Here is a 23632-nt window from a genome sequence, read left to right as displayed (position 1 = left end):
CGTCAATGTTGTCTTACCATGATCAACATGCCCTATTGTACCTACATTTATATGCGGCTTCCTTTCTTCTACCATAACATTACACCCATATTATTTAGTTTTTATTTCATTAGCTACTATATTATCAGGTACTTGTTCATAGCAAGAAAAATACATGCTATATTGTGCCCTACCCTGAGACATAGAGCGTAAATCCTTAACGTAACCAAACATTTTTGCTAAAGGAATAAATGCTAATATTACTTTAGTATTATGACGATCCTGCATCTCAGCAACCCTACCTCTCCTACTATTAACATCTCCTATAACATCTCCCATATACTCATCAGGAGTTATTATTTCAACTTTCATAATAGGTTCAAGCAATATTGCACCAGCCTTATTCACCATATCCCTAAAAGCACCTTTTGCAGCTAATTCAAATGCTAAAGGACTGGAATCCACTTCATGAAATGCACCATCAAACAATGTTGCTTTAAAATCAATAACAGGAAAGCCTGCTAACATACCACTACCCCTGATATTTTCTAAACCACTTTGAACACCTGGTATATATTCTTTAGGTATTGCACCACCAGTAATCTTACTTTCAAACTGAAAACCAGAACCAGGAGGCAACGGCTCAAATAATATATTCACTTTCGCAAACTGCCCAGCACCACCTGTTTGTTTTTTATGAATATATTCAATCTCAACAGATTTAGTAATAGTTTCCCTATAAGCAACCTGTGGAGCACCTATGTTAGCTTCAACATTAAATTCACGACGCATTCTGTCTACAATAACTTCAAGATGCAATTCACCCATACCTTTTAAAATAGTCTGACCACTTTCAGGATTTACATACATACCAAGCGATGGATCCTCTGCAACTAATCTACTTAAAGCTATACCCATTTTTTCCTGATCTGCAGTAGACTTTGGCTCCACCGCAATTTCCATAACAGGCTCAGGAAACTCCATACGCTCTAAAATTACAGGATAATCCAGAGCACATAAAGTATCTCCAGTCACTGTTTTCTTCAAGCCAGCCAATGCAACAATATCACCAGCTTTTGCTTCTGTAATATCTTCTCTATTATTAGCATGCATCAATAGAATCCTACCTATAGATTCAGTAGAACCTTTTACTGCATTCAACACTGTAGTTTTGCTTGTTAACTTTCCTGAATAAATCCTTATAAAAGTTAAGCTGCCAACAAACTTATCAGTCATAACTTTAAAAGCTAACGCAACAAATTTACTGTCGATAGAAGACTTAATATTTACAGTATTAGAAGTTTTTACATCAAGTGCTTCTATCATAGGAATATCATTAGGTGCAGGTAAAAAATCAACAACAGCATCCAATAAAGGTTGTACTCCCCTATTTTTAAAAGCAGATCCACATAAAACAGGTACAAATTTCGATTGAATTACACCAGTACGAATACAACTTTTCAATAAAGAAGTAGATATTTCTTTACCTTCAAAATACAAATTCATTGCTTCATCATTGAGCTCAACAGCACTTTCTAAAAGTTTATTTCTATATTCTTGTGCACTATCAAGCATATCTTTAGGAATCTCTCCATAATGAAAACTCGCACCAAGCGAATCTTCATCCCATATAACAGATCTCATTTCTAATAAATCAACAACACCAACAAAATCCTTTTCAGATCCTATTGGCAACTGTAATACCAATGGGGTAGCACCAAGACGGTCAACTAACATATCAACACACCGGTAAAAATCTGCGCCCATCCTATCCATTTTGTTCATAAAACAAATTCTGGGTACATTATACTTATCAGCCTGACGCCATACCGTCTCTGACTGAGGTTCAACCCCTGCAACACCATCAAATACAGCTACAGCACCATCTAAAACACGAAGTGACCTTTCCACTTCAATAGTAAAATCAACGTGACCAGGAGTATCAATAATATTAATTCTGTGTCCATTCCAAAAACATGTAGTAGCCGCAGAAGTTATTGTAATACCTCTTTCTTTTTCTTGCTCCATCCAATCCATAGATGCAGCACCTTCATGGACTTCACCAATTCTATTTTGCTTCCCAGTATAAAAAAGTATACGCTCAGTAGTAGTAGTCTTCCCAGCATCTATATGTGCCATAATACCTATATTCCTACACTTAGATAACTCGTTATCTATGTTCACTGATTATCTCCAAAAATTAATATTAATTAAAGCGAAAATGAGAAAACGCTTTATTTGCTTCAGCCATTTTATACTTTTCTTCTCTCATCTTATATGCACCACCGCGCTTATTATAAGCTTCCAATAATTCATTACACAAACAATCCATATACATCTTATTACTACGCTTTCTAGCTGCTGCTGCAGCTTTAAAAATCCAACGCAAAGCTAATGAGACTGCTCTATCTTCTTTTACTTCAACAGGAACTTGATATGTTACACCACCTATCCTACGAGAACGAACTTCCATTTGTGGCATTACGTTATTTAGGGCAGCATTAAAAATTGACATAGCACCCTCACCAAGACGAGCTTCTGCCTTATTTAAAGCTCCATATACTATTTTTTCAGCTATAGACCTTTCACCAGAGCACATAATAACATTAATAAAGCGTGCTAACAATACACTATTATATTTTGAATCAGGAGAAATAGCTCTTTTACTTGCCCTACGACGACGAGACATACATTACCACATTAATTAACTTTTCTTCACACCATATTTCGAGCGTGCTTTCTTCCTGTTTTGTACTCCCCTAGAATCTAATGCACCACGTATAATATGATAACGAACACCAGGTAAATCTTTTACACGCCCACCCCTTATTAAAACAACCGAATGCTCTTGTAGATTATGCCCTTCACCAGGTATATAAGCTATAACTTCACTACCATAACCCGCAATTTTTACACGAGCAACCTTACGTAAAGCTGAATTTGGTTTTTTAGGAGTAGTAGTATACACCTTGACACATACTGCTCTCTTCTGTGGATTATGTTGAAGTGCAGGTGCCTTATTTAACGAAGAACGAGACTTTCGCGGTTTGCGAACTAATTGATTTATTGTTGGCATAATGTAATAACCTTACAGTTTATATAAAACAAATACAAATAGCACCATATTTTAATAGAAGCATATGTTACTTATAAAAGAATCATGAACCCTAGTCAATAGAAATTTAACGATTTTCACAAACTACACAGACTTATAATACAAAAACATTCAAGTACTCTCTATAAATACACTATTAAAAATTATTTGCAATTATTTATATCAGTATTTCCTAAATTTAAAAACAACATACCAAGCAAACACATTAAACTATATTGATATAACTACACCACATATTATTGTTGAACATGAAATTGTCTCACCTTCTTCCCAGATGCATTATAGAGTGTAACTATCACATTACCAGTAAGTCCAGGCTCCTGCATCGTAACAATGGCAAAACCAAAATCTAATTCATTTGTAATTGTATTCGCAATAACATCACCAATTCTAATATTTTTAACTAATAATTTATCTTCAGGGACACCATGAAGTAATGCACCACCATTACCTGCTATCATTTGCATAGGCACATATTTCTCTTCTTGCACACGTTCTAAATCTAATACCTGAGACAAATGCATATGCCCTGATAAAATTACAGAAACAGTATCAGGAAACAAATCACCAAAAGCCTTTTGCTGAGATGTATTACCGTAATAAATATCTCCTCCTTTGACATGAGTAGTATATGACCACAAAGGACGATGCGTTAAAAACCATATATTACTAGATTTTACTTTGAATAGAGAAAAAAACTGCTTTTTTAAATTTTCAATATCTGAATCAAGAACATTTTTCTCATCTCCAAAAGATGAATCAAAAACATAAAAATCTAAATTACCACTATCTAATCTACTAGCATTAAATACCCACGAATCAGTAAAATTATTACACACATCAGCAGAAGACATGGATTGATGAGCATCTAAATATCTAAACCAACCTCTGTATGATCTATCACAATTCTCATGATTACCCCGTACAAATAAAAACGGAGCTTTATCAGCAACTAACATTGAAGGATCTAACCAATCAGCTTTCCAAGTTTCATCATTATCTCCACCACGAACATCGCCACATTTCTCTACATCAACACATTTATCTGCTCTATATAAATAATCCCCAACATGAATGATCAAATCAGGAGCATGTTGACCGACATTTGATAATATTTTCTTCAAGGGCCATTCTTCTGAAGATGTACAACGTTGTTGATATAATTTCCCACGCCAAAATGAGACTATACAACCAGTATCAGCTATAATTGCTATCGTTCTAATTTGTGGATTTATAACAGGAACTTCTATATTATCAATGAATATTTCCTCTGTTGTCTGAGGTACTAACAACTCACAAACCTTATCGTCAAAAACCCCCTTCTGTGGTAACGCTCTCACAGTCATCTCTAATTTTTTACCATCTACATTTACTACAGGACAATTTTCACCTTCTAGAACAATAACTCTAACACTCAACTTATTATTACTTGCAACCTGAGACCACGTAAATAATGGCTTAGCGTCAGCAGATGTAGACAATAAAATTAGCAATATAAAGAAAAATTTTATTTTAATTAGCATAACCTTCATCTTACACACCTTCTTCTAGAGATAATAATACTAAGATAAACCTCATTAACAACAAAATTTACAGCATTAAGTGCTTATATCAATAGTAAAGTCACACAACTTAAACTCACACTTCTAACAAAAGTATAATATGCCAAAGATATTATAATCACTAACTTTACACTATATAACTTTAAAAGCAATACTTCTTTTACATATACTACAAATATGTAATAGATTATATAAACAATAAAGGGCTAAGTGATACTAATGTAATGTTATCTGCCCCGTGTTCTACATATCATATAAAAATTATGATTATTTTTAATAATTGTTCATCTTAGTTATGCACAACACAGTTTGTACAAATCAATATTCAGTAAAGAAAATTATCTATATATTATACTACTTAAACTATTATTTAATAAATAAATATCCATGCTAACTAAATAATTAAAGTCAATATAGCTTCATCAAAAACACACTTAAGTGCTGCTTTCTAATATGTATCATTAATCAAAATTCTCAACTACTTAACTATAAAATTACTTTTTTTATTACTGATTCTAATATAACAAATGCAGAATTTTCCACAGCATACATTATATGAATTAATCATAATTAATGATTCTAATGCTTTTCTTTAAACAATAAATACGATATGCTAATAATTAAGTTTTTGTAATGTGCTTAAAAATGAATACTAAAGATTTATTATTCTTACCTTTAGGTGGTGTAGGACAAATAGGCATGAATGTTAACCTATATCATCTTGATGGTAAATGGATAATTATTGATTTCGGAGCAGGATTTGCTGATGATAACATGCCAGGAATAGACATGATTGTCGCTGATATCAGCTTTATAAAAAGGAATAGGAAAAATTTACTTGGGATAGTACTAACACATGCTCATGAAGATCATATAGGAGGTATACAATATCTATGGAGCGATTTACAATGCCCAATATATGCAACAAAATTCACAGCTGCTTTATTACAAGCAAAATTGAAAGAATATCACCTTAAAGTTAATATAACAGAAATTGATATCACAAAAAGATTAAAACTCGGTCCATTCTCTCTTGAGTTTATCAACTTGACACACTCAATTCCAGAAATGAATGCAATTGCATTACATACTGAAAAAGGGGTAATAGTGCATACAGGGGATTGGAAGTTAGATGATAACCCAATTATCGGGCCTATATCAAACACACAAAGACTAAAAGAACTAGGAGACGAAGGCGTCTTAGCACTTGTATGTGATTCTACTAATATATTCACTAAGAATAAATCAGGCTCTGAAGGTGACTTAGAAGAAAGTTTATTTAATATAATAAAAGACTGTAAGCAAAAAGTCGCTGTATCTTTGTTTGCTTCCAACATTGCAAGAATCCACACAATAGCATGCATTGCAGAAAAATTAGGCAGAAAAGTAGCAATATTAGGAAAATCTCTTGTAAGGATCATACAAGCTGCACAAGATAGTGGGTACTTACAAGATATACCACAATTTATCGATATCACCCAAATAAACAAATTACCAAGTAACCAAGTTCTACTTCTTTGTACTGGTTGCCAAGGTGAAGTACTAGCAGCAACTGCCAAACTTGCTAACAATTCTCATGCATTAACAAAATTAGAGAATGGAGATACTATAATCTTTTCTTCTAAGATAATTCCAGGAAATGAAAAACGTATATACAGTGTATTCAACAAATTTATTAATATGGGAGTTAATGTTATTACAGAATTCATGGAATATGTACATGTATCAGGCCACCCATCGAAAAATGAAGTATCAACCATGTATTCATTAATAAGACCTAAACTTTCTATTCCTGTACATGGGGAATATATACATATGCATGAGCATGCCAAAGTTGCAGAACAATGCAATGTAGAAAAAGCTATCATCGTACATCCAGGAGATGTAATCAACATCATAAAAAAACAAAAAGTCAATTCTGTAAAAGCTGGATACTTTGGAGTTGATGGCAATTTCTTACATCATCCACAAGGAAGTGTGATACACATGAGAAAAAGGATGCGAGATTCAGGAATAATCATAGTAACACTAGTTTTAAATAATAAAAAAGAATTACTCAAAGAACCAAAGATCTTTGCTCCAGGGGTATTAGACCATTCTGACAATCAAGCAATTATCAAGAAAATCTTATCAAAAATTAGTAGTGATCTCTACTCTAAAAAAATCAACAATATAAAACAACATGTAGAGAACATAGTTTTCAACGCTTTAAAATATGATATTAAAAATAAACCATTTATTGAAGTACAACTAGAGTACATAAATTAATATTCGCAATACAAAATACTGCATTAAGATAACTTATTAACTTAAAAACATTACTATAAATAAAACCACATTTAAGAAATCAAAACTTTTAAAATTTGTAATATAATGGTTAAATTGTATTTTATATTCAAACTAGCTGACAACTTTCATATATTCAAAGCAATAATATCTAATATAAGATGGCTAGATCATAAGCATTTAACAAATACATTTAAGGCATCAAATTACTTAAATTTATAGTATATTAACTGCATTTTACATTACAAACTAGCCAACACTTTCATATATTCAAAGTAATAATATCTAACACAAGATGGCTAAATCATAAGCATTTAACAAACATATTCAAGTGTCAAATTATGAAAGCTTATACAGATAATAACACACAAACTACACACTATAAAAGCTGCAGTGCTATGTAAATAACCATAAGCTAATTTTCTTGTACTAATCTTCCTTTTTTAACAAAATCAATTAAACTATTTTCTAAGTGTTACACTATCGTTTTTCTGATGAAGATAATCTATTTATTTTATACCACTACTAAAATGAATAAAATTCAACATATATAAAATTACACATAAATACACTCATCCTTACTATTCCCATAATAACAAAGATTATAACAATTGACATTTTTAATAAACTTACACGCTATTAATTGCTTCACAAACACAACATAATTAATAATAATATTTATCAATTTATGAATATTTCAATACTTATGCACTACAAACTTGTCATAACAATTTTAACATTGTATATGTATAATATTGTTTTCTAAATTAAAGTGTCATGAACAATCAATCATCAATAATAAAAGCAACTATAGCACTGATACCATTTTATGGGGTATCAAATAACACATTATTAAAAGCCTGTATTGACCTTAGGCTAGATGAAGAATTTTACAAATTCCATAATGGAATATATGATGTATTGAATAGTATAAACGATGATTTGATTAACTTTATCACAACTAAATTTCATGAAACAGACAACGTAAATAATTTTAAAATACGTGAAAAGATACAACATGCTGTTCATTTGTGTTTAATATATTATACATCATTACCAAACTACAGAGAGCTATTAAAACATATATTATCTGCAGCACCATATAATATGTGTTTTGCTGCTAAATTTCTATATAAAGTAGTAGATCATATTTGGTACTTAATCGGTGATAGATCAACTGATTTTAACTACTATACCAAAAGAAGTACATTAGCTATTGTATATGCAAGTACTGTTATGTATTTTATCAATGACTTTTCTAATAATCATTCTGATACCATACTTTTTCTAGAAAGACGTATTAATAATGTCATACAAATACATACATTAAAGTCTTATATACTCAATAAAACAGAAAATTTTAATATATTTAAAGTTAAATTTGACCCTGAATAAAAATGGTAAGTCAAAAAGAAACATGTAGTACTAACACTTAAAAAGTGCTATTTAAATTAATTCACATCCTATACTTAAAATGCTACACTGTATTCTACTACAAGATCAACATAACTAGGTTGATCTCAAGATTGTAATAGGCAGATGATAAACAATTTATTGTACAACAGATAGTATTATGAAAATCTCATGCATTCAACATAAAATATTGGAACAAGTAAAGATATTTTAAGATATTTATCTGATAAATAATGCATTATAATGTTTACCAAATATGCTATAAATTAAATGTTACACTTACCGTATTATATTTATGTATAAAAAACTCAAAGATTTTATAAAAGTAGGATTTTCATTACCAAAACTTTTAGGACATAACACACTACACCTAGAAAACAATGTAGAGGAACAAATGTCGAGTACCTTAACAAAATCACTATCTATTGTAGATAATGTTGTAAACTTTTTATTCAAGTACAATAGAAAAGACACAATAAATGAAGTATTAAAAGTATCCTGGGGCCCATTATTCACTGGGTTTATAATTATCTTACTGTTTTTTGGTGTATTTGGAATATGGGCTGCAGTAGCACCATTAGATGGCTCAGTCATTGCACAAGGAGAAGTTATTTCCTCATCAGAAAAACAAATAGTACAACATTTAGAAGGTGGTTTGATAGATAAAATATTAGTTAAAGAAGGAGAATTAGTACAAAAGAATCAACCAATCATATACTTACATAACACTACAGCTCAAGCCAATTTAGACATTATAAAAGAACGGATGCTTGATCTACTCGCAACAGAAGCCAGATTAATAGCTATAAAATATGACCGTGAATCTATAGATTTCCCAAATACCATCAAGAATCTATCAGATGAAAAAACAAGAGACCAAATAATACAAAATCAACAACAGTTATTTGAATCTCATAAGAAAAACATATCTGGGCAAATAGACATCTTACAACAACGTACAAAACAGCTACGTCAAGAGCTATCTGGATTATCTGCCCAATTAACTTCAGCAACAACTCAGCATAAACTGATTAGTGAAGAATTAGAAACAAAGAAAAATCTTTTAGAAACTGGATACATTAGTAAACCATATATCACTGCACTTGAACGTCAATATGCTGAATCTGAGGGGAAAATCGGTCAGCTCAAGTCCGCCATTGCATCAGTAAATCAAAAAATTGGAGAAAACAAATTAGAAATAATTAACATCACAAATAATGTACAAAATAAAATCAACCTCGACCTCAAAGACATTACATCTGCGATTACAGATTTAAAAGAAAGAATAAAAACTGCACAAGATATACTAGACAGAACTACAATAAGATCTCCACATGCAGGTGTTATAACTGGGTTAAAATACCATACAGAAGGAGGTGTTATACCTCCAGGTGCTCCTATTACAAATGTTGTACAATTAAATGACGATTTAGTTATAGATGCAAAAATACAGACAAGACATATAGAAGAAATCTTATCAGCACAAATGAAGGATAAAAATATAGTATCGTATGAAAATTATAGAGGATTAAAAGCCAAAGTACGTCTTAGCGCTTACAATATACGTAAAATTGGACTAGTAAATGGAATAGTAGTACAAGTATCAGCTGACGCTTTAAGTGAAATCAACGGAATGCGTTATTATAAAATACAAGTAATAATACCAAAAGAACAGTCTGAGAAACTAAAAAATCTAAAGTTGTATCCTGGAATGCCAGCAGAAGTTTTTATAATTACTCAATCTCGTACTTTGCTTAATTATTTATTTACTCCTATAACAAGTACTTTTGAAAAAGCTTTTAATGAAAGATGAGAAATAATATGAAACTTAGCGTTATAGAAATATGTAATAACAGTGTTTAGTATAACAATCATTATATCAATTTATAACCAAGTATAATAAATGAAATCAGCTCTGATAAAACAACAAAATTTGGTAGAAGTTTTTTATAAAACCTGGTAATGAGTACGTTTTAATCTTAATACTATCCAGTATATTGTTTGACTTACCAGTAATGAAAGACATGCTGATGCTTCATATGCTTTAATCACAGTACTAGCTAGATTAATATATCAGTAATGACATTATGCAAAATGTTTTGTGTGATATACCTTTATAATACATATTGTATCTCATAATGATAATGCTTTAATTTTGATAACAATTCACTTACATAAAATTGTCAGTAATGTGACACTAATTTATCATGCCTGTACATTACGCATATGCTTAGTATTAGTGACTACACTATGTAGAATATTTCAATATGATAAACCTAAAGTAAGATTATATTACAAATTTTAGTCACTATAACATTTCATGTTGATACCATAGCTACTTTAATGTACGAGCTTATCGTACAAAAGGACATTTTTATGGGCTTTACACGCTTTAGCCATATTAACGTGGCTTAGTGTCAACAGCGATGTTATGTGAAATGTTTTGATGTAGTAAATATATAGTAAAATGACGCATAGTTATCCTACTTAGCACTCCACTGTGCTCATTTATTTAATAACCTAATACATTAGAAAAATTTTTATGAAAAATAAGAAATTATGTTACTTGAACTTTGCAAATACATAGTGACAGTTTTTGAATAACAATTGCAACGCAATATTTAATAAACATATTCAAATAGCGTAGTTACTCAAAGAAAACACTAGGTTTATATAAATTTCACTGTGCAATGTTTCATAAAAATACTCGACTGTTATTTCATATCAACATTATATGATATTACAACAATTCCACACACAAAAATAGACACCACAAATAAGAAATAACATTATAATATAATCATTACTGTACCTTATAATATGACTTTTAATATTATGTTGAAATATTTCAGACAGCACCACCTAGCATTATATTAATATGAGGATGCATTAGTATATCTATCGTTATATAGTTAAAGAAGTGAATTATTATCAAAAATTAAAACATTATAATCATAAAAACTTACAACATGACTTTACTATATTTAGGTTTATCATATTGAAACATTTTACATAATATAGCTACTGATACTCAGCCATATGAGCTATAATAGTATCATAAATTAGCACATCTTCCATCACTAACAAGCCTATACAAGTAATTATTATCAAAATCAACACATCACAATTATCAGAACTTACAACATGACTTTACTATATTTAGATTTATCATATTGAAACATTTTACATAATATCACTACCGATATTAAACCAATAAGCACTATAACTAAAGCATACGGAGCTGCATCAGCATATCTTTCATCACTAATAAGCTCATACATTAGAGTAGCAATAGTATCAAAATTAAAAGGCCTGATAATTAATGTAGCAGATAATTCTTTTATAACATCAACAAATACTAATAGAAATCCGACCAATATACTTTTTCTAATCATTGGAATATGTACATTAAAACAAGTAGAAATTACATTATGCCCCATTAATAAAGACGACCAATCTATCTCTTTTGGAATTTTATTTAACCCAGATTCTATAGGGCCTAAAGATACAGCAAGAAATCTAAAAACATAAGCGTATATTAATCCAAATGTTGTTCCAATAAGTGCAAATGAAAAATAAGAGTTAACAAAATGTGATATATTACCAAGCAACACCATAACACTCACAGCAACAATAGTATTGGGTATAGCATAACCCATAACAATAAATTTTATTGCATAAGATAACGACTCCCTCTTTCTTATAATATATGATATAACAATTGATATTATAACAGCAATAACTGACGTTATGAATGCTATGCTTACACTGTTAAGTACAGAAATATAGAACCTAGTATTAGTCACTAACGTTCCAATTCTTTCAACAGTCCAGTACAACAAAGGCACAACAGGTATAACAAAACCTATCAATATTGGTATTGAACAAACACAGTATATTAGTGTAAGTTTTAGTTTACTGCTAACCTGCCAAGTATGATAATATTCCGTATTCATCTTTATTGTAGAATAAGATATTCCTTTACCACGAAATAACTTTTCAAATATAATGAGCAAAAATATAAAAAACAATGCAATAAAAGCAAACAGACAAGCGGAATATTTATCATGCAATAAAAACCAATTTCTATATATTCCCCTAGTAAAAGTATCTATTGCAAGAAATTGCGGTGTACCAAAATCAGATATTACTTCCATCAATACAAATGAAACACTAGCAGCAATGGCTGGACGCACTACAGGTAAAGCAATAGCAGTTAGAATTTTACATCTAGAAGGACATAATGTAGTAGCCACTGCAACAGTACTACGTATAGCTATTAATCCTGTTCTAACCAGCATGTATACATATGGATATAAATTAAATCCTATAATAATTATTCCCCACTCTAAAGATTTAACACTAGGAAAATAATAATCTCCCTTGCTCCAGTGAAAAGTCTCTCTTAAAAAAATTTGTAAAGGACCAGAAAATTCAAAAATATTCACATAAACATATGCAACTATATATCCTGGTATTGAAAGTGGTAAAAACAGTGCTACTTCAAAAAATCTACGCCCAAAAAATGAATAGTAAGTTACAAACCAAGCTGCTGATATTCCAATCACAAGTGCTATTGTACCAACTCCTAACATTAAAACAATAGTATTAAAAGTATAGTCAGGTAAAACAGAAGTTAACAGATTTACCGTTTTATGCTCAGTAAATATGATAGAAATTAATGACAATATTGGCGCTATAAACATACCAATTAATATGCATAGAAAAATGTTCTTCGAAAGATTTACAAACGACACTATATTAGAGAATTAATTATCATTCATCATGTATTTCATTATACATAGACAATATTCACCAGTCACTCAAAACATTATAAAATATTTTTATTGATAACATTTCTCTATGTATGGTATACACAAACTTTACGCTCCACATTTAAAAGATGGTATAATATTATGACTAAGTATCATAGTTCAGTCAGGATAATGCATTGGTTAACTGGCATACCAATAATATTCATGGTGATCATGGGATTCTGCCTAAAAATGGAAGTGTTTCCCAGTAATTATCCTATAGGAGAAATTTATACATTGCATAAAGCAATAGGCATGATCTTACTGTCTTTACTAATACTACGTTTAGTGTGCAGATTTAGTTCAACTATACCTCCATATCCTAACAGCTTCCCACATTATCTCATTTTAGTATCTAAAATCACACATTTAGGCTTATATATTACTTCTATAGCAATGGCTATATCTGGCTATGTTATGTCCTCAGCTTCTGGAAAAGCAATAAAGATTTTTTCATTTGATGTGCCACTATTAATTGAAAATAACAAAAACATAGCTAATATTGCACAACAGTGTCACAACATATGTGCATATATATTGCCTATTTTAATAATTATGCATATATTAGCAGCATTAAAACACAAATTTATAGATAAAGATAATATTTTTAATCGTATAATATAAGAGTGATCATGCTATCAGAACTGTGGAAAATAGGTGTAGAATTTCTAGGAAGCAACTTTGCAATTATGGGTGGAGCAATGAGTTGGGTTTCAGATCCTTACTTAGTTTCTGCAATATCAAACGCTGGAGGATTTGGTGTTTTAGCGTGTGGATCAATTGGTCCTGATGAATTAAGAAAAGAAATAGAACTCACTCAACAATTAACCAATAACACTTTTGGGGTAAATCTCATTATAATGCACCCAAGTTTAAATGAGTTAATTGAAGTTTGCATAGCAAAAAACGTCACACACATAGTACTAGCAGGCGGTATACCTAACAACAAAACTATAACACATATTAAAGATGCAAAAATCAAAATTATGTGTTTTGCATCATCATTATCAATTGGAAAAAGATTAGTAAGAGCAGGAGTAGATGCACTAATAATAGAAGGAATGGAAGCGGGTGGACATATAGGTCCTGTAAGCACTTCTGTACTTGTACAAGAAATATTACCGTACTTCAGAGAAGAAGAATCACTTAAAAAAATCCCAATCTTTATTGCTGGAGGTATTGGAAGGGGAGAAATGATAGCACACTATCTAATAATGGGAGCAAGTGGCTGTCAAATTGGCACACTTTTTGTATGTACACATGAGTCACGTGTACATCACAACTTCAAGGAAATATTTATTAAATCTTCTTCTAGGGATGCAATATCATCTTCACAATTAAGTAAAGACTTCCCGGTAATACCAGTCAGAGCTATAAAAAATGATGCCAGTGTAAAATTTTTAGAATTACAAAAAGAAATAATTAACTTATATCATCAAGGAAAAATATCAAAAGAAGATGGTCAGCTTAGTATAGAAAAATTTTGGGCTGGAGCATTGAGAAAAGCAGTAATAGAAGGTGATATTACAAACGGCTCTCTCATGGCTGGACAAAGTGTAGGTATGGTACGTGAAATACAAACTACTGAACAGGTAATTAACGGACTCATATCGCAAGCATGTAATTATATAACTTCTGTTCAAAAGATCAACACAACGTAAAACAATCGACCTGTACACAATCGTCACAAATGTTACTGTATTTATATTTATAAGTTTAATGGAAATTTCTACTATTTCCTTTTCATTTAAATATAATAAGACTTTATTTATTGAAACCTCATGATGTATAGTGTAGCAAATAAACACACAAAAACTGCATATTCCCAAGTAAAAACTTTAACTCCTCTTTTTACAGCTAAAATACTAATAAAAGTAATATAGTATAAAAAATTTTAAGTAACTTGACATAATATCACTCTGATATAGCATATGTTTTAGTATCTTTATACTAAATGTTTATATAATTGGAGCATATAATGAAAGCTATCAAATTCATACTTAATATCTGCTTACTATTTGCAGCAATATTTTTAGGGTATTCCTATATTACCAAACAAGGTATATTTCAAACAAAACATCATGATACACCTAACACTACTATACCGAACGAAGACGGCATTAAAACTAGCTTTAGCTTAATAAATCAAGACGGTAAAACAGTAAACAGCCAAGATTTCCTAGGGAAACACATGTTAGTTCTATTTGGATTCTCTGCATGTAAAAGTATCTGCCCTGCAGAGTTGGGATTAGTATCTGAAGCACTTGCACACCTTGGCAACAATGCAGACAAATTACAAGTAATTTTTATTACAATTGATCCAAAAAATGATACTGTAGATAAATTAAAAGAATTTCATGAAAATTTTGATTCAAGAATTCAAATGTTAACAGGAAATACTGAAGACATTAATCAAATAATTAAAAATTACAAAATATATGTTGGGCAATCAGATAAAGATAATCAAATTAATCATTCTGCAATAATGTACATTATTGACAAAAAAGGGGCATATCTTTCACATTTCATTCCAGACTTAAAATCAGAAGAAAATCAAGTAGATAAGTTATTATCTTTAATTAAGCAGTATCTGTAATTTAATAATTAATTAAAGATAATAGTACACACTTTTTATAAATTGATGGAATACGTTGGATGAGTAGGTTTTTTTTAGTATTCTTCGTGCTAATAACATTAGGATTTAATGTAAATGCACAGCAAATACGGGTTGTTGGATCATCAACAGCATCACCATTCATTTCAGCTATAGCAGAAGAATTTGGCAGATTCTCAAACTATGGAACTCCTATCATAGAATCGGTAGGTAGCGGTATGGGATTCAGCATGTTCTGTGAAGGTGTAGGAAAAAATACTCCAGATATAGTCATGTCATCCAGAAAAATTAAGGATGCAGAAGTTAAATTATGCAAGAGTAATAATATTGAAAATATCATAGAGATTATCATAGGGTATGACGGAATAGTAATAGCAAATTCCAAAGATAGCAATAAACTTGACTTTACAAAGCAAGATCTATTTAAAGCTCTAAGTAAATACTCTACATCAAACGAATATGTTGAAACTATGTCAACCAATAACCTTAGGTATTGGTCTGAAATCAACAATAGATTACCCAATATTGATATAGAAGTTTATGGTCCATATAAAAACACTGGAACTTACAATATATTAGTAGAAGAGATAATGCAAGCATCCTGCATACATAACCAGAATTTCATCGACGTATATCCTGATCTAAAAAGAAGGCAACGTGCATGTGGTATAATGCGCAATGATGGAAAGTATATTGAAGTAGCAGCAAATGAAAATATCATCATACAAAAGATTGCAAAAAACCACGACGCATTTGGCATATTAAGCTTTAGTTTTTTAATTAAAAATCAAGATAAAATACATGCAAACAAAATAGCAGGAGTTGAACCCAATTATGAAACTATTTCTTCAGGAAAATACATTTTATCAAGACCTATATATCTATATATAAAACAAGAACACACTAAATCTTCCACTAGTATTAAGGAATTCATTAAAGTCATTTTAAGAGAAGAATCAATTGGTAAAAACGGATATTTAATTGGGCTAGGGTTCATTCCTTTATCAGACAAAGACCTGTTAGAAACTAAAAATCGTATTACTAACATATTAGACAAAAAATAGTATATATCATAAATATAACTTTATTTATAATTAAAGTATACACTATTGGTGTTGTTATAATCATAATTTCTTAAAAAGAATTTGACATAATTAATTTGTTATTGGTATCATTATTGCTTGATTTATCTATATAGGAGGACTTTCTTTGGTTGAAGTTATAGTTTACCATGGAGATATAGAACAAGGTATACGTACCCTCAAAAAGAAATTACAGCGTGAGGGGAAACCTAGGCAAATGAAAATTACTCATCATGAAAAACCATCAGAAAAACGTGCAAGAAAAAGAGATGATTGTGAAAGGAGAAGAAAAAAATTGCACAAAGTACCTTACGAGCCACAGTTTACTAAATTTCAAGTTAGTGCTAGGCATTTTCAAGTGAAGAGGCCTTCTCAAGCCAATGACGACAGTACTAATGAGTAACCATAGAGTTGTGTATTGTAGCTCTTATGTTATCTATATGTATATTAAATTTAGTAATTAAAGTATCAAGTAAGGTGTATTAATATGAATATTCATGAGTATCAGGCGAAACATATACTGAGCAGATTTGGTATTAGCGTCCCAAAAGGAGCTGTAGTACATTCGTTAAGCGAAGTTGATGATGCTATAAGTAAATTACACTCAAAAGTAATTGTTGTTAAGGCACAAATTCACGCTGGTGGTAGAGGCAAAGCTGGTGGGGTTGTAGTATGTCGTACACCAGATGAAGCTAAAGCATCCATAAAAAATATGTTAGGGTCAACTTTAGTTACTCACCAAACTTCAAAGGATGGACAAAAGGTAAGGAAAGTATACCTAGAAGAGGGATGTGATATAAAAAAAGAATATTACATTAGTGCAATTGTAAATCGCAAACAAAGTCAAGTCAGCATAATATTTTCAACTGAAGGTGGTGTTGATATAGAAGAAGTGGCATCAACTTCTCCAGAAAAAGTTATTGTGTGTAACATTGATCCACTATTCGGATTTCAAGGTTTCCATGGACGTAACTTATGTTTCGATAGCAACTTAAATTCAGATCAAACAAGAAAAATCTCTGATATAGCTGAGAAAATATATAAAGTTATGTTAAACACTGACGCTAATCAAGTAGAAATCAATCCTTTAGTTGAGACATCTTCAGGAGATTTCATTGCTCTTGATGCAAAAATAAATTTTGATGACAATGCATTATACCGTCATCCTGACATTCAGGAGTTACGTGATTATGATGAAGAAATCAAAGAAGAAATAGAAGCTTCTAAACACGGCTTAAACTACATTAAGATGGATGGCAACATTGGCTGTATGGTTAATGGTGCAGGTCTTGCCATGGCAACTATGGATATTATTAAACACTATGGAGCTGAACCAGCAAACTTTTTAGACGTTGGTGGAGGGGCAAGCCAAAAGACTGTGACTGAAGCATTTAAAATCATTTTATCAGATAAAGTTGATGGAATATTAGTCAATATATTTGGTGGTATCATGCGTTGCGATATCATTGCTAATGGTATTATTGCTGCAATACAAGAAATTGGTATCAATGTTCCATTAGTTGTAAGGCTATCTGGAACAAATTTTGAATTAGGAAAAAAGTTATTAGATGACTCAAGTCTAAATATTATTACAGCAAATGACTTAAGCGAAGCAGCATACAACATAGTTAATATAGTAAAAAAATAGAGGCAATATGTCCGTTTTAGTAGACAGGAATACAAAAGTTATATGCCAAGGGTTCACTGGTGCCCATGGTACATTTCATTCAGAACAAGCTATTGCTTATGGAACAAATATGGTAGGTGGAGTAACACCTGGAAAAGGTGGCACATATCATTTAAATCTCCCAGTTTTCAATACTGTAAAGCAAGCAAAACTAGATACAGGAGCAAATGCTACTGTTATTTATGTTCCAGCACCTTATGCAGCTGATGCAATATTAGAAGCAATTGAAGCTGGCATAGAGCTCATTATTTGCATTACAGAAGGTATTCCTATCTTAGATATGGTACAAGTAAAACGTGCTTTAGCAAATTCAAATAGCATATTAATAGGGCCTAATTGTCCTGGTATTATTACTCCAGAAGAATGTAAAATTGGTATTATGCCTGGGTATATACATAAACGTGGCCATATAGGTGTAATCTCACGTTCTGGTACACTCACATATGAAGCAGTAGCACAAACTACAGAAGTTGGATTAGGACAATCAACATGTATTGGTATAGGTGGTGATCCTATACATGGTATGTCTTTCACAGATTGCATAAAATTATTTATAAATGACCCAGATACACATGGTATTATCATGATTGGAGAAATTGGAGGATCAGAAGAAGAAGAAGCTGCAGAATTCATAAAATTATCAGGAACTGACAAGCCTGTAGTTGGATTCATTGCTGGAAAAACTGCCCCTCCAGGAAAGCGTATGGGCCATGCTGGAGCAATTTCTTCAGGTACTTCAGGCAGTGCTGAAAGTAAAATAGAAGCTATGAAAAGTGCAGGTATTGTTATTGCTGAAACGCCAGCAGTTATAGGGAAAACAATGTTGGAAGCTATGAACAATAAAATATAAAAATTAGTACTGTTCTTACAGATATGTTGTAATAGTTCTCTAAAACTTATAAGCCTTTATACTAACTTTCTTGAGTGATGTTTTATGTGTGTAATGTTTTTCATTATTTCAAAGCTATATTAGTGCTATATTATAAAATAACAAACATAGTGTTGTGCTATTTTAAGGTTATCAATTAGATATTCATGACAGTTAGTAAAATTATTTACTGGAATGGACAGTTTTTATCTCAAAGTTATCGTTACTGTAGATAAAAAGATACTGCTGTAGTTGTAGAGATTCATTTCATTATCAACAACCACATTTAACACTCTTATGATGCAATACAGTGTAATATAAAAAAATAATTATGTATTTGACAGACATTCTTAATTTCACATTACCAAAATTAAAACTTACACAAACCAAACTATGCTAACCATCAATAAGATTTTGTATCATCATTTAAATAGAGCATAGCAATTACTACACTAATTACATATAAGTTCTAACAAACCTTATATGCCATGACTTATCATGTACAAAATCAGGATCTTTTCACATGATACAAAAATACTTTCTTATAGTTATCAATTTATAGCTATTCATACCAAACACTATACTATTAATCACACTTTACACAAAGACTTATGACTCTACTTTAGCAAATATAATATATTTCCTATTGTATTACACATGGTAATATGCTCCATTACCATCAAGACCTAAAAAAATTACCATTCTATTTCACTATAATATAAAGTCATACAAAAGTTTGTACTATACATGAAATACAAAATACACTCTATCATTTATAAATTTAAGATAATGGAATATCATTTAGTGAATTACACACAATAAAATTCTCACTACTATACTCAACATCTTTCAACAAGATTACAACAAAATACAACACTAAAGCCATATAAAATTACATAGCATAATACTTTACTATTCAAAAAATCAAGTGAATTAAACACTATTTACACATTACTTACTGTCTTACATACAGTAAATTCTCTATTGCTATTTAAGACTTACCATATGTAACTCTCTAAAAAAATTACAGATTACTTTACTACACATAATACGAAGTTACACAAAAACTCGTACTACATATGGAATACAAAATTATACTTATTCAATCATAAATTTAAGATAATTGAACACTATTCATATGTTGGTCAGTGTTACACACAGAAAAATTCCACACTATAGCTAACATTTCTAACTAATACAAAAAACCACTTAAAAAATCATAAGCTTACACTACACAAAAGAACGTATGAACCCACATGTATAATAGCATAATTCCCGCAATTAATTAAAATTTTGATCCATCAAATATTGCTTACACCTTTACTTCTATTGCATTATCCATACTCATAAATGAATATAGGTTTTATTATGTAACATAAATCTTATCGCAAAAGCATATATAGCTACCCATATTCAATATTTCATATAAGATAAAAGAAAAAAACTAAAAGCTACCTCTATCAAAAAATGCACTAACAGTGTAGTCACTAACTACTCAAAACACTAATCAACTTACTTCTTACATGAGATATGACATCTACTTTGTCAATGTACTCTCCACTAATTTGAGCTAATCGATTATTACCTCCACCCTTGCTCTTTACAACTTCCCCTATTATTTTTACAAAATCTGTAGCTTTAATTTTACTATGTAAATTACTTGCAACACCTACAACATACATAACATTATGACCTACAATATTAGAAAAGAACATTATCATACTATTAACAAGGCGCTCATTAATAAATTTTCTCACAACATCAATTGGAATACCATTTAAATTGCTATATAAGAAATCAATATTTCCTATTTTGTCAGTAGCAATACCTTGCAAATCAATCATACTAAAATAAGTATCCGACAATTTCTGCTTTAGCTCTTGATTATTTCTGTTAAGTTTATCTATCTGTATTAATATATTTTCTACAGGAGACTTAACACTCTCAGCAATTAAATATAACATTTTTTCTTGCTGTCTAAAATAATCAATTGCATTCTGACCTGTAACTGCTTCTATTCTACGTACTCCACAAGCAACACTAGCTTCTGACACTATTTTGAAGCATCCTATCTCACCAGTATATCTAACATGAGTACCGCAACATAACTCTTTTGAATCTCCTATGTTAATTACCCTTACTCCATGATCTGCATATTTTTCAGTAAATAATGCAATAGCTCCATCAGCAACTGCTTCTTTCAAGTCACATATATGTGTAATAACAGGACTATTATCACGTATTAAAGAAAACATCTTATCTTCAATTAAAGTTAACTGTTCTTTTGTCAATGCAACACCATAACTAAAATCAAATCTTAACTTATCATCACTTACTAATGAACCCTTTTGTATAATACTATTATCTATTACTAATTTTAGAACATAATGTAACAAATGTGTTGCCGAATGATTAGCACATAAATTTTTTCTTTTTTCACAATCAACTTCTGCACAAATTATATCACCAACAATTAAAGATCCTGCTTTGATAACACACTCATGAACATAAAGTGTATCTAGCACCTTTTTCGTATCCAACACTTCAACAATATTATCACAATCTAATAGTTCTTTTCCTTGTCTTACAATGACATTGAATACCCCAGTATCACCCTTTTGTCCTCCAGACTCAGCATAAAATGGTGTCATATCTAACAATACATTAACTCTATCTCCAGCATTAGCCACTTCAGTATTCTTATCACTTTCATAAATGATTGATAAAACCTTAGCTTTAGCACTATATTGCTCATATCCAACAAATTTCGTATCACCATAATGCTCTTTAATATCCACCCACAACTTACCTTTTAATTGCTGAACAGATTTTATAGAATGATTAAGCTTTGACCTTTCTTTTTGCTTGTCCATTTGATCATAAAAACCTTGTTCATCAAACTTTACTCCTTTCTCCTTTATGATATCTAAAGTAATATCAACCGGGAACCCATAAGTATCATATAACTTAAAAGCAACATTACCAGGCAATGCATCACCTGAAGATAAATTGACTAACTCTTTTTCAAGCAATGGCAATGCTTTAACTAAAGTATCTCTAAAGTTTTCTTCCTCTATTTTCAAAATTGATATTATCAAATCCTTAGCATGAATTAATTCTGGATAATAGTCTGCCATATATGCATAACTTTTTTCATCAATCAAAACAGGAAAAATCTGATACATTAATGCTCCGTCATATTTTAACATGTACACATAACGAGCTGCCCTTCTAATTATACGACGTAAAATATAATCCCTACCTTCATTACCTGGTGTTAATCCTTCTGCTATTAAAAACGCTGCTGAACGCACATGATCTGCAATAACTCTATGAGCAAGTTCATTATTAGCACTACCTGACTGCTTCTTTGATACTTCTATTAAATCCTTAAATAAATTTATATCATAATTATCATAAACACCTTGCATCACAGCTGAAATCCTTTCAAGCCCCATCCCAGTATCTATGCATTTTTTTGGCAGCGCATATAGTTCACCATCTGATTTCCTATTATATTGCATAAATACCAAGTTCCAGATTTCCGTAAACCTTGCACCATCCTCCTCTGGAGTACCTGGTAATCCACCTTCTATATTTTCACCATAATCATAAAAAATCTCTGAACAAGGACCACACGGTCCTGTACTACCCATGCTCCAAAAATTATCATTAGTCTTTATTTTAATTATTCTACTTTCAGAAAATCCACTAATTTTCTTCCACAAATCAAATGTTTCTTGATCATCATGATAAACTGTAAAATAAAGTTTGTCCTTGTTTAAAGCAAGTTCTTTAGTAACAAAATTCCATGCTAACTCTACTGCAAATTCCTTAAAGTAGTCGCCAAAACTAAAATTGCCAAGCATTTCAAAAAAAGTATGATGCCTATTTGTATATCCAACATTTTCTAAATCATTATGTTTACCACCTACCCTCAAGCACTTTTGACTTGATACAGCAGTACCTACACTTGCATTACTAGCATCAGTAAACATATGTTTAAATTGCACCATACCAGCATTAGTAAATAACAAAGATGGATCATCTTTTACTATTAATGGAGAAGATGGAAAAAGCTGATGACCATTTTTTACAAAAAAATCTACAAATAATTTCCTAATATTACCAACTAAGTTGCTTTCTTTCATAAATTTATTCACTGTAAAATATAAGTTATATAACAAAAGTACACATTTGATATTACAAAGC

17 protein-coding genes are annotated in these 23632 nt (G+C 30.8%); 10 read left to right on the top strand and 7 right to left on the bottom strand.

The window, feature by feature from the left end; translation table 11 throughout:
* The 5 genes from DRF75_RS03375 to DRF75_RS03355 form a co-directional block, all read right to left on the bottom strand.
* Positions 1–75: GTP-binding protein (locus DRF75_RS03375; RefSeq protein WP_240729889.1), on the bottom strand; the 75-nt coding region annotated here is incomplete at its 3' end.
* Between the two features lie 15 nt (positions 76–90).
* A complete protein-coding gene (gene fusA / locus DRF75_RS03370; protein WP_082019992.1) occupies positions 91–2163 on the bottom strand; it encodes an elongation factor G in 2073 nt (690 codons plus the stop codon).
* 22 nt (positions 2164–2185) lie between these two features.
* Complete coding sequence (rpsG, locus tag DRF75_RS03365; RefSeq protein ID WP_045170856.1) at positions 2186–2668, bottom strand: 30S ribosomal protein S7; 483 nt, start codon at positions 2666–2668, stop codon at positions 2186–2188.
* A gap of 15 nt (positions 2669–2683) precedes the next feature.
* A complete protein-coding gene (gene rpsL / locus DRF75_RS03360; RefSeq protein WP_045170855.1) occupies positions 2684–3055 on the bottom strand; it encodes a 30S ribosomal protein S12 in 372 nt (123 codons plus the stop codon).
* A gap of 275 nt (positions 3056–3330) precedes the next feature.
* Positions 3331–4626: a metallophosphoesterase gene (locus DRF75_RS03355; RefSeq protein WP_129992652.1), complete on the bottom strand. Its 1296-nt coding sequence runs from the start codon at positions 4624–4626 to the stop codon at positions 3331–3333.
* A 675-nt stretch (positions 4627–5301) separates the two neighbouring features.
* On the opposite strand from DRF75_RS03355, the gene DRF75_RS03350 reads away from it, so the two are divergent.
* The 3 genes from DRF75_RS03350 to DRF75_RS03340 all read left to right on the top strand — a co-directional run bounded on the left by DRF75_RS03350 (position 5302) and on the right by DRF75_RS03340 (position 10168).
* Positions 5302–6924, top strand: coding sequence for a ribonuclease J (locus DRF75_RS03350; RefSeq protein ID WP_129992651.1), 1623 nt, complete (start codon positions 5302–5304; stop codon positions 6922–6924).
* A 795-nt stretch (positions 6925–7719) separates the two neighbouring features.
* Positions 7720–8337 (top strand): COQ9 family protein, encoded by a 618-nt coding sequence (locus DRF75_RS03345; protein WP_045170804.1) that lies wholly within the window; start codon positions 7720–7722, stop codon positions 8335–8337.
* A 313-nt stretch (positions 8338–8650) separates the two neighbouring features.
* Positions 8651–10168: an HlyD family type I secretion periplasmic adaptor subunit gene (locus tag DRF75_RS03340; protein ID WP_045170803.1), complete on the top strand. Its 1518-nt coding sequence runs from the start codon at positions 8651–8653 to the stop codon at positions 10166–10168.
* A gap of 1324 nt (positions 10169–11492) precedes the next feature.
* On the opposite strand, the gene DRF75_RS03335 is transcribed toward DRF75_RS03340, so the two are convergent.
* Complete coding sequence (locus DRF75_RS03335) at positions 11493–13061, bottom strand: ABC transporter permease (RefSeq protein ID WP_045170807.1); 1569 nt, start codon at positions 13059–13061, stop codon at positions 11493–11495.
* 210 nt (positions 13062–13271) lie between these two features.
* On the opposite strand from DRF75_RS03335, the gene DRF75_RS03330 reads away from it, so the two are divergent.
* The 7 genes from DRF75_RS03330 (at position 13272) to sucD (ending at position 19402) form a co-directional block, all read left to right on the top strand.
* Positions 13272–13793 carry a cytochrome b gene (locus DRF75_RS03330; RefSeq protein ID WP_045170802.1) on the top strand — a complete coding sequence of 174 codons (522 nt, stop codon included), beginning with the start codon at positions 13272–13274 and terminating at the stop codon, positions 13791–13793.
* Positions 13794–13801: 8 nt separating this feature from the next.
* Positions 13802–14830, top strand: a complete 1029-nt coding sequence (locus DRF75_RS03325; RefSeq protein WP_045170806.1) for an NAD(P)H-dependent flavin oxidoreductase — start codon at positions 13802–13804, stop codon at positions 14828–14830.
* Positions 14831–15147: 317 nt separating this feature from the next.
* The gene (locus tag DRF75_RS03320) at positions 15148–15765 is read left to right on the top strand and encodes an SCO family protein (RefSeq protein WP_045170801.1); all 618 of its coding nucleotides are present in this window, start codon (positions 15148–15150) and stop codon (positions 15763–15765) included.
* A gap of 59 nt (positions 15766–15824) precedes the next feature.
* Positions 15825–16847 carry a substrate-binding domain-containing protein gene (locus DRF75_RS03315; RefSeq protein WP_045170800.1) on the top strand — a complete coding sequence of 341 codons (1023 nt, stop codon included), beginning with the start codon at positions 15825–15827 and terminating at the stop codon, positions 16845–16847.
* Positions 16848–16992: 145 nt separating this feature from the next.
* Complete coding sequence (gene rpsU / locus DRF75_RS03310; RefSeq protein ID WP_129992650.1) at positions 16993–17268, top strand: 30S ribosomal protein S21; 276 nt, start codon at positions 16993–16995, stop codon at positions 17266–17268.
* Positions 17269–17352: 84 nt separating this feature from the next.
* Positions 17353–18513: an ADP-forming succinate--CoA ligase subunit beta gene (gene sucC / locus DRF75_RS03305; protein ID WP_045170797.1), complete on the top strand. Its 1161-nt coding sequence runs from the start codon at positions 17353–17355 to the stop codon at positions 18511–18513.
* Positions 18514–18520: 7 nt separating this feature from the next.
* Entirely contained in the window at positions 18521–19402 is an 882-nt protein-coding gene (gene sucD / locus DRF75_RS03300; protein ID WP_045170796.1) for a succinate--CoA ligase subunit alpha, read from the top strand.
* Between the two features lie 1505 nt (positions 19403–20907).
* On the opposite strand, the gene alaS is transcribed toward sucD, so the two are convergent.
* Positions 20908–23571, bottom strand: a complete 2664-nt coding sequence (alaS, locus tag DRF75_RS03295) for an alanine--tRNA ligase (RefSeq protein WP_129992649.1) — start codon at positions 23569–23571, stop codon at positions 20908–20910.
* Between the last annotated feature and the right edge of the window lie 61 nt (positions 23572–23632).

It is taken from the genome of Ehrlichia minasensis, from assembly GCF_004181775.1.
Taxonomy (GTDB): domain Bacteria; phylum Pseudomonadota; class Alphaproteobacteria; order Rickettsiales; family Anaplasmataceae; genus Ehrlichia; species Ehrlichia minasensis.
This window is presented reverse-complemented; position numbering and strand designations above follow the sequence as displayed.

Bases quoted from the DNA above. Each gene is read 5' to 3' on its own strand.
- rpsG (WP_045170856.1), bottom strand. From the start codon at position 2,668: ATGTCTCGTCGTCGTAGGGCAAGTAAAAGAGCTATTTCTCCTGATTCA.
- rpsL (WP_045170855.1), bottom strand. From the start codon at position 3,055: ATGCCAACAATAAATCAATTAGTTCGCAAACCGCGAAAGTCTCGTTCT.
- DRF75_RS03355 (WP_129992652.1), bottom strand. From the start codon at position 4,626: ATGAAGGTTATGCTAATTAAAATAAAATTTTTCTTTATATTGCTAATT.
- DRF75_RS03350 (WP_129992651.1), top strand. From the start codon at position 5,302: ATGAATACTAAAGATTTATTATTCTTACCTTTAGGTGGTGTAGGACAA.
- DRF75_RS03345 (WP_045170804.1), top strand. From the start codon at position 7,720: ATGAACAATCAATCATCAATAATAAAAGCAACTATAGCACTGATACCA.
- DRF75_RS03340 (WP_045170803.1), top strand. From the start codon at position 8,651: ATGTATAAAAAACTCAAAGATTTTATAAAAGTAGGATTTTCATTACCA.
- DRF75_RS03335 (WP_045170807.1), bottom strand. From the start codon at position 13,061: ATGTTTATAGCGCCAATATTGTCATTAATTTCTATCATATTTACTGAG.
- DRF75_RS03330 (WP_045170802.1), top strand. From the start codon at position 13,272: ATGACTAAGTATCATAGTTCAGTCAGGATAATGCATTGGTTAACTGGC.
- DRF75_RS03325 (WP_045170806.1), top strand. From the start codon at position 13,802: ATGCTATCAGAACTGTGGAAAATAGGTGTAGAATTTCTAGGAAGCAAC.
- DRF75_RS03320 (WP_045170801.1), top strand. From the start codon at position 15,148: ATGAAAGCTATCAAATTCATACTTAATATCTGCTTACTATTTGCAGCA.
- DRF75_RS03315 (WP_045170800.1), top strand. From the start codon at position 15,825: ATGAGTAGGTTTTTTTTAGTATTCTTCGTGCTAATAACATTAGGATTT.
- sucC (WP_045170797.1), top strand. From the start codon at position 17,353: ATGAATATTCATGAGTATCAGGCGAAACATATACTGAGCAGATTTGGT.
- sucD (WP_045170796.1), top strand. From the start codon at position 18,521: ATGTCCGTTTTAGTAGACAGGAATACAAAAGTTATATGCCAAGGGTTC.
- alaS (WP_129992649.1), bottom strand. From the start codon at position 23,571: ATGAAAGAAAGCAACTTAGTTGGTAATATTAGGAAATTATTTGTAGAT.